Here is a 1302-nt window from a genome sequence, read left to right as displayed (position 1 = left end):
TCGAGGACGCGGCCGTGGAACAGGACGCCGCCACCCTCAGCCTCACCCACGCCGAAGCACGGGATGCGACCCACTACCCGCTCAGCCTGATGGTGATGCCGGGAACCGGCCTGCACCTGCGGCTCGACTACCGGCCCGATGCCTTCGACCGTCCCTCGGTGCAGGGCATCGCGGATCGTTTCACCCGCGTCCTCGAGGCTGTCGCGGCCAACGCCCGACTGCTCGTCCGCGAGATCCCGCTGCAGAGCGAGGACGAACGCGAGCGGATCGTGGCCGCCTGGAACGACACCGCGCACGACGTGCCCGACACCACGCTGCCGGATCTGTTCGAGCAGCAGGTCGCACGGACACCCGACGCCCTGGCCGTCACCGGCGGCGGGGTCCGGCTGACCTACGCAGAGCTCAACGCCCGAGCGAACCGACTCGCCAGGTACCTCGCCGACCGGGGGGCCGGCCCCGAACGCCTGGTCGCCGTGGCGGCACCCCGCTCGCTCGACCTCGTCGTCGCCCTGCTGGCCGTGGTGAAGACCGGCGCCGGCTACGTCCCCATCGACCCGGAATACCCTGCCGAGCGCATCGCCCACATGCTCCGGGACGCCGACCCCGTCTTCGTCGTCACCCACGCGGAGACCGCGGAGAAGCTACCTGCGGAGGCCTCGGCCCACGCGCGCCGGATCATCCTGGACGACCCGGCCTCGCAGACCCTTCTGGAAGGCCAGGACCCCCGCAACCTCTCCGCCGCCGAGCTCTGCCCGAGCCGCCTGCTTCCGCAGCACACGGCCTACGTGATCTACACCTCTGGATCCACCGGGCGCCCCAAGGGCGTGGCCGTCTCCCATGCCGCGATCACCAATCGCCTGCTGTGGATGCACCACGCATACGGTCTGGAGCCGGCGGACCGAGTCCTCCAGAAGACCTCGCCCGCATTCGACGTGTCGGTGTGGGAGTTCTTCTGGCCGCTCGTCGTCGGCGCTGGGATGGTCGTCGCCACCCGCGGAGAACACAAGGACCCTGCTGCCCTCGCCGAGCTGATCCGCACCGAAGGGGTCACCACCGCACACTTCGTGCCGTCGATGCTGGGCGCCTTCCTCCAGCATCCCGACGCAGCCTCCTGCGCACCGCTGAAGAACGTCGTATGCAGTGGCGAAGCACTGTCCGCAGAGTTGAAGAACCAGGCGCTGCGCACACTCGGTGGTTCCATCCACAACCTCTACGGCCCCACAGAGGCCGCGGTGGACGTCACGTTCTGGGAATGCCGGGCGGCTGACGACACCGTGCCGATCGGGCGCCCGGTGTGGAACA

1 protein-coding gene is annotated in these 1302 nt (G+C 69.7%); it reads left to right on the top strand.

Features of this window, described 5'->3' with window-relative positions; all coding sequences use genetic code 11:
* Positions 1-14: 14 nt before the first annotated feature.
* On the top strand, positions 15-1302 hold a 1288-nt coding region (locus tag MXD57_RS31310; protein WP_250405592.1), incomplete at its 3' end, for an AMP-binding protein.

The sequence above is a fragment of the Streptomyces cellostaticus genome, from assembly GCF_023630175.1.
Lineage (GTDB): Bacteria > Actinomycetota > Actinomycetes > Streptomycetales > Streptomycetaceae > Streptomyces > Streptomyces cellostaticus_A.
Note: the sequence above shows the minus strand (reverse complement) of the source record. Positions and strands in the feature narration are given on the sequence as shown.